Source organism: Acinetobacter sp. YH12226, from assembly GCF_013417805.1.
Taxonomy (GTDB): Bacteria; Pseudomonadota; Gammaproteobacteria; order Pseudomonadales; family Moraxellaceae; genus Acinetobacter.
On the sequence record NZ_VPDG01000028.1, the window covers coordinates 1 to 6,773 of the forward strand.

Below are 6,773 nucleotides of genomic sequence, written 5' to 3' on the forward strand. Positions count from 1 at the left end.
GAAGTTCATGCGCGTGTGGCAGTTCTGAATAGATTTACGGAATTAGGTAGACCTCACACCCAAGTTGTCACTTAAATTTGAATGGATTGGGGAAAACTCAGCTTTTGAATGTTTATGCAACAAAGCCATTTGGAAGTAAAAGCTATGTTTTAGTACTGAACAGAGTCTAGGAATTTGACTACTAAACTGATGAAATTTTTGGTTATTCTCTGTCTCTCTTAAAAATTTTAGCACTATTAATTAATTATTTTTAAAAATGACAAAAATGTAATTTTGAGATCTTCTCGAAATATATAGTCTATGCTGAGATGACAAAAATTTTATTTAATATTAATCTTTTAAAACTATTAAAGTTGTTATGATTTTATGTGCTTAAAAAAATAAAAATGAAATGATTAGATGACTCCAAGGCTAGTTAGAGACACATTCTTAATGTAATTTACACTGTTATTCCTTTAAAGAAAAAATACAGTTGATCAAAATAGTTTTTTATAGAAAAAAGGGTGGATAATTTAATTATTAAACTTATTGGTATATTTATTAGATAGAAGGTAAAGAAGATTATTTTTAATATTAGGGTTTATAATCCAAATTTCAGAGTAAGGAATCTACTACTTATATAATAGAGATTCCATCTCCAAAACAGTACTACTGTATGAATGAGTTGTATTCAATGCAGGGAAGAATGTAGATCCTTAATACTAACGGAAAATTATTTTACTGAATTTTCATGTAAAGACTCATTTAATTGATCAATCACTGTCGTCCATTCACCATCAGAGTGTAGTTTTTCTTCTAAAAAATGACGTTGAGCATCAGTCCAAAAAATTGCTTGTGTTAAAAAAACATCTCCAGCTAGCTGATGGCTCTCTATGAATTTTGCAATTGCTTCTTCAGTAGAAGCTAAACCAAGCTGTTCAAATAATTTGGTCATTCTTGGACGTGTTTGAGTCATGTGCTTAGCCCACAAATTTATATTAGATCAAATTAAACATAACATGTTTATATTTAAACTAAAATATAAAAAATTAAATAGCTACTATTTTCTTAGACAAAATGATTACTACATTTCATAAATCAACCACCTACATAATTTGTTTGTTAAATGATCATTATTTTTCAATAAGATTATTTTAATAGTTAAAGATTTTAAATTTTAAAAATGACAAAAATGTAATTTTGAAGTCATCGCTCTGTTTCTGTCTCTCACTAATAATTGAAATATAAGAGGAGATGATGTGGTCTCATTAAATATAGATTTTATAAAGTCATCTCTAATGAACTAACGAATCAAGAGGAAACGTAAATGAAATTATTTCAAAATAAAATGACTGCTCTACGTAATGTTGTAGTAGCTGCAACGATGATTGTGGCTACTACAACTACGTTCGCTCATGTGAGTTTAGTGAGTGCGATTCCTGCGGAAAATGCATCTATCCTTAGTCAACCAAAGAACTTGACCCTTAACTTTGGTGCAGAGGTTATGTTGATGAATATTAAGTTACTGGATGCTCAGCGAAGAGATGTTCCTTTAAAATATAAAGTTACTCATGACTTAAAGAAATCCTTTGATGTCGCTCTTCCGAAACTGAAAAAAGGTAAATATACCGTTGTCTGGACAACAATGGGGAAAGATGGTCACAACATGAATGGTGAATATAGTTTCACTATCAAATCAACTAAATAAGAATTGATTACCTTTCAACATGTCAGTGAGGTGCTGGCATGTTGTTCTAGAATGGACAAAAATAATGATTTCTGAATATTGGATGTGGGCCACTTGGTTAACTAAGGTTATTTTATATTTAAGTGTAGCTTTTGTCGTTGGTGGAGCCTTTTGCTATTTTTTACTTAGACAATATCTTGAACTAAAAGAATCGATTCTTAAATATATTACAATTGGCGCTGGATTAGGCCTAATTTCCAGTACCTTGGGATTTTTTATTCTGATTGGTAGTTTTGCCAATACTGGTATTACAGGGATGGTGGACCCCACGTATATTAATATATTGGTTAATACTCCGACGGGGTATATATACGTTCTTCGTTCTATTAGTTTTGCTCTTTTACTTCTTCTCATGGTGGTTAAAGTTAACAGGAACAAAGGTCAGTTTTCTATAATTGAAAGTTCAATATTTTGTATTTTACTTATCCCGATTATTTTTAGTTTTTCCCAGCTCGGACATGTCGCTAATTTAACCTTACTTGCTCAAATTTTATTATCAATCCATATTCTAGTTATGTCGTTATGGATGGGGTCTTTATATCCGTTATGGAAAACCAGCCGGGAAATAAGTGGTTTACCTTTAAAAGATCGCATGCATGTATTTGGACGTATTGCTGCTTTCATTGTTGGGATATTAATCGCCTGTGGCGCTAGTGTAGCTCTTCTTTTAATTAAAGATTTTAATACCTTAATCAATACTGCATATGGCTATGGTTTCATGGTTAAAATGTTTTTTGTTATAAGTATTCTACTTTTAGCTGCCTTCAACAAATGGTATTTCACCCCGCGTCTTCAACATCCTAAATTCGCTAAACACCTTAGTCATGCCATTTTATTTGAGATGTTATTAGGTCTATCAATTCTATTAACAACAGGCTATATAACCACTGTCGTGGGTATTGAATAAGAGAATTTCAAAATAAGGGAATTGAGGAAATTTAACATTACTGCATTTATCTTTTGTAGCTGAGCAATAAAGTTTCTACTGGACTGTCAACTTACGACAATCAGAACAGTAAAATCGCATCATGAGGCATTATACATAAAGGTAGTCACCGGTTTTTAGCTTATCTTCAACCCATAACGGTCTCATCTATTCAGTTCACTACCATTGATTGAAATAACTAATCTTATAAATTTCAGAGTGATCGTAGATGACAAAAATGTCATTTTAAAGTCACATTAATGTTGGTTAAGTACTTTTACTGTAGTCATTAGAACACTCTTCTTTGGAATACTCTGAAGAAAACTGTAAGGTTATAAACAGACCAAGTTACAGCGAGTAACTGATTCAGAAAAAGGCTGGTTGTATGGTGAAAGTTTAGAGTTACTGTTCTAATGTTTTAAACAAATGTTTTGTTAAAAAGGAGCAACATATGAAATTTCACATCGCTAATATGACTTGTGGTGGTTGTGCACGCGGCATTACTACCGCAATTAAAGAGCTCGACTCGAATGCCTCACTCGATATTGATTTACAAAACCGTATCGTTGAAATCAACACAACAGTGAGTCAGGATAAAGTCATTGCAACTCTCAGTGAGCGTGGATTTACAGCTGATCCTGCTTAATCTCTGTTAGAGTAACAGTGGGAATTCCTTACCACTTTGGTGGTGTTTCAAAAAGTATGCTAGCGTTAAACAAATCCGTTATTAAGGTAAAAGAAAGTCAAATCAAAGGCTTTAAAATGATTTTCGAGCTTTTTAGAAAAGTTGCAACTTCTCCTAAATCCACGCCTGATTCGATGACGAATTCTACAATTGTTACCTTCAATACCGACGGTAAAAAACTTACCGATCACTTGCTTGCAACATTGAAATGCTGTGATAAAACTATCCCAATATTGTTACTTAGACAGGTAGGACATTTGATTTGTAGCGTTATTTTCATACCTCTATTTTATCAAAAGCCATATTGTTTTTTTCAGCATACTTTTTGAAACACCACCTTTGTTTGTTTTAGAGCGTCGGGGCGCCTCGGCAATTCTGCGTGTTGAAATAGAAAGGAAAATTCATTACTTTAAAGCGCAAAGCGTGTTGCAGATGCAGCTCTTATTCCGAGGAATTTTACACTGGTATCGCCCGCCGATAGAAACACCAGATCCGGCAGTCAGGACGTAAATAACCATTCCTCCAGTTTAAATAAAAAAACCTGCAGATTCGATGCAGGTTTTTTTTAGAGATAATCAATCGCGTCTTATTTGGCTTTACGCTCTTTCTCGATCAGGTAATTCACCACCTGAATGACTTTGGCATCATTACCCTGCACAATATATTTACCATTCACGGTCACTGCCGGAACACCACTTAACTGATACTGAGCAGCCAGATTTTTGGCTTGGGCAATTTTCGAAGTGATCGGGAAAGATTTATAAGTGCTGTTAAATTTCGCTTCAGGAATACCATAGCGGGTATAGAACTTGGCCAATTGCGCCTGTTCTAAAATTGGACGTTGCTTATCATGAATATCATGGAATAATTGTAAATGTGCTTTTTGACGCACACCCAATGCTTCAGACACATAATAAGCACGCGCTGCCTGCTCCCAGAGTGGATTCATTGCAGCCGGCGTACGTACAAAACGTACATCTTTTGGTAATTTTTTCAACCAGCCCTGCATATGTGGTTCAAGCGCGAAACAGTGACCACAGCCGTACCAGAAGAATTCACGTACCTCAATTCTGCCCGGTTTTTCGACTTTGACTGGTTTTGCAACCACTTGATAGTCCTGACCTGCCACAAAATTGGCCATAGCATTGCCTGAAAAGGCCAAAACAGATGCGGCAACAGCTCCTAAAAGGAATTTTTTCATTGGGATTATCGTCCTCTAAATCATTATGCTTAGTGTATGGGTTCACTATAAATCAATTATGCCGGTTCCGTTTTCATGCTGCGAACTTTTGTGCTATCAGAACCGCTACATTAAAGTATGCGACTGATTTTAAGTCAGTTAATATGGCCATTCGACCGCTATGTGTTTTTAGATAATCACAAAAGTTAAACTTTGAGTAATAAAAACGGTTATAATTTCTACGATTAAAACGTAGTGGTCAAACCTACAGTAAATATTAGCTTCTTACTATTCTCTTCAGTAACAGCCGCGTGGCTATGATAATTGCTGGAATTTACAACATAGAACTGAGCAAAAAATGATTTATGAAAGGTTTATTAAATTAAATAAATTATTTATATAGTTAAAATTCACCTGATAAATCACTTTTTAATTTAAATTACTATGTTAATTATTTGTTAATTATTTCTAAATTTTTCTCTAAGAAACGGAGTCCCCCATCAGCAAAACTACTGGTTGAAAAAACTATAGTAAAAATAACTAAAATAATCTTCATGTACATATTATTGAATCTAATCATATCTTGGACCAAAAAAATCTTTACTTATAATAATGAGTAAATATATACATCCGAATGACGACAAAATTACAAACTTGTAATTTTGTTAAGGTTTGTTCTCAAAAAAATAAATTAATACTATTTTAAAAAAGATAAATCGTTGCTGAAAAAGCTAGATTGCAATCGAGTTAATTAATTATAAATCAAAAACTTATATTGTATAAAATTAGTAACTCTTTGCTTTCTGCACTTATTATTTAATCAACGTTTCACGATTTTCATAAGCTAAACTAAATATAGTCGCCAATTTCAATTGAGTTATTTCCCGGCTTTTAAATACCGATATACCGCTTGGCGACTAATTCCAAATGCCTGGCCTAATGCCATTTTTGAAGGGTACTTCCCTTCCTTCCAGTCTTGTCGCAAAGCTTCAGCCTGATCAGGTTTCAATTTATGTACCCGGCCTTTGTACTTCCCTTGAGAAGAGGCAAGTTTAATTCCTTCCTTTTGCCGCTCTAAAATGATCTCACGTTCAAACTGTGCAAAAGCACCCATCAGTTGCAGCATCAAATTATCCATCGGGGTGGATTGGGCCGTAAAAGTAATATTTTCTTTTACAAACTGGATGGCAATCCCTCGTTTGACCAGTTTATCCACTTCAGTCACCAAATCTTTTAAGCTTCGCGCAAAACGATCCATGGAATGTACTATCACCCGGTCTCCTTCCCGGACATAATTCAACATTTCCTGAAATTTCGGTCGGTCGGTATTTTTACCTGAAGCACGGTCAACAAAAATCCGGTCGACTTCAATTCCCTCAAGTTGACGTCCCGTATTTTGCTCGACCGAACTCACTCGCACATAGCCTACTTTTTGGCCTTTCACTTTTTACGCCCCAATTGGATAAAAATGAACAATTTCGTAAATTATAAATCTTTAATACCAAAGTTACATGTTACTTATGATTAAAAAACATTTAAATGGTACATGTTTTTAAGAACTTTTAAAATGTAATTTTAGGGTATAGTCTAATATTACAGATATTAATAAGAAGGTACTTTTATTTTTAAATCTATGAGCAAAAAATCATTTACAAACTTGTATACACAAAGTATGTTTATAAAACACAAAACTAAACCATGGTTTGTGTGCTCTAGTTTTTGATGGTAATGCTTATTACCATTAATGAAGCGCCCAGTTTTTTAAATTGGGCGTTTTAATTTTCTAATTAATAATTAAGTTTCAATTAGTTAAATTGCAAAATACTGAATAAAATGACTACGCATTTTCTCTTATTCCATATATGGACAAATCCCTGACAAGAACTACAAAAAGAAATTTTCTATCACATACCCCTTTCTGCTTACACAAGATCATAAGTTATGAGAGTTATGTAACTTTATACATTTTTATTACTTGCAGAGCAGTCCCAGGCAGTTCTTCTGACCAAATGCAAGCTTATCGGCTCGCAATGAGCTGCCATATATGGACAAATCCCTGACAAGAACTACCAAAAGAAATTTTCTATCACATAACTCCCTTGCATTTACATAAGATCATAAGTTTTATAAGTTATGTAACTTTATACATTTTTATTACTTGCAGAGCAGTCCCAGGCAGTTCTTCTGACCAAATGCAAGCTTATCGGCTCGCAATGAGCTGCCATATATGGACAAATCCCTGACAAGAACTACCAAA

The 6,773-nt window shown here is 33.9% G+C and carries 6 protein-coding genes and 3 pseudogenes; 4 read left to right on the forward strand and 5 right to left on the reverse strand.

Features of this window, described 5'->3' with window-relative positions; genetic code table 11:
- Nucleotides 1–712: 712 nt before the first annotated feature.
- On the reverse strand, nucleotides 713–955 hold the full coding sequence (locus FTV08_RS15160; RefSeq protein ID WP_004281876.1) for a DUF2789 family protein: 243 nt from the start codon (nucleotides 953–955) through the stop codon (nucleotides 713–715).
- 351 nt (nucleotides 956–1,306) lie between these two features.
- Here FTV08_RS15160 and FTV08_RS15165 point away from each other — a divergent pair, with 351 nt between their 5' ends.
- The 3 genes from FTV08_RS15165 to FTV08_RS15175 all read left to right on the forward strand — a co-directional run bounded on the left by FTV08_RS15165 (nucleotide 1,307) and on the right by FTV08_RS15175 (nucleotide 3,297).
- Nucleotides 1,307–1,687 (forward strand): copper resistance protein CopC, encoded by a 381-nt coding sequence (locus tag FTV08_RS15165; RefSeq protein WP_004681441.1) that lies wholly within the window; start codon nucleotides 1,307–1,309, stop codon nucleotides 1,685–1,687.
- 64 nt (nucleotides 1,688–1,751) lie between these two features.
- Complete coding sequence (locus tag FTV08_RS15170; RefSeq protein ID WP_005220177.1) at nucleotides 1,752–2,633, forward strand: copper resistance D family protein; 882 nt, start codon at nucleotides 1,752–1,754, stop codon at nucleotides 2,631–2,633.
- Nucleotides 2,634–3,102: 469 nt separating this feature from the next.
- The gene (locus FTV08_RS15175) at nucleotides 3,103–3,297 is read left to right on the forward strand and encodes a heavy-metal-associated domain-containing protein (RefSeq protein ID WP_004733233.1); all 195 of its coding nucleotides are present in this window, start codon (nucleotides 3,103–3,105) and stop codon (nucleotides 3,295–3,297) included.
- A 65-nt stretch (nucleotides 3,298–3,362) separates the two neighbouring features.
- Here FTV08_RS15175 and FTV08_RS15180 read toward each other — a convergent pair.
- Nucleotides 3,363–3,569 (reverse strand): annotated as a pseudogene (locus tag FTV08_RS15180) (IS1 family transposase); the annotation flags it as partial.
- 175 nt (nucleotides 3,570–3,744) lie between these two features.
- Between FTV08_RS15180 and FTV08_RS16400 the strand changes: the two are divergent.
- Nucleotides 3,745–3,846: pseudogene (locus FTV08_RS16400) on the forward strand (TetR family transcriptional regulator); the annotation flags it as partial.
- Nucleotides 3,847–3,922: 76 nt separating this feature from the next.
- Here the strand turns inward: FTV08_RS16400 and FTV08_RS15185 are convergent.
- The 3 genes and pseudogenes from FTV08_RS15185 to FTV08_RS15190 all read right to left on the reverse strand — a co-directional run bounded on the left by FTV08_RS15185 (nucleotide 3,923) and on the right by FTV08_RS15190 (nucleotide 5,960).
- The gene (locus FTV08_RS15185) at nucleotides 3,923–4,537 is read right to left on the reverse strand and encodes a thiol:disulfide interchange protein DsbA/DsbL (protein ID WP_004281236.1); all 615 of its coding nucleotides are present in this window, start codon (nucleotides 4,535–4,537) and stop codon (nucleotides 3,923–3,925) included.
- Between the two features lie 177 nt (nucleotides 4,538–4,714).
- A pseudogene (locus FTV08_RS16405) lies at nucleotides 4,715–4,836 on the reverse strand (cation transporter); the annotation flags it as partial.
- A 557-nt stretch (nucleotides 4,837–5,393) separates the two neighbouring features.
- Nucleotides 5,394–5,960, reverse strand: a complete 567-nt coding sequence (locus FTV08_RS15190; protein ID WP_004812033.1) for a recombinase family protein — start codon at nucleotides 5,958–5,960, stop codon at nucleotides 5,394–5,396.
- Nucleotides 5,961–6,773 lie beyond the last annotated feature (813 nt).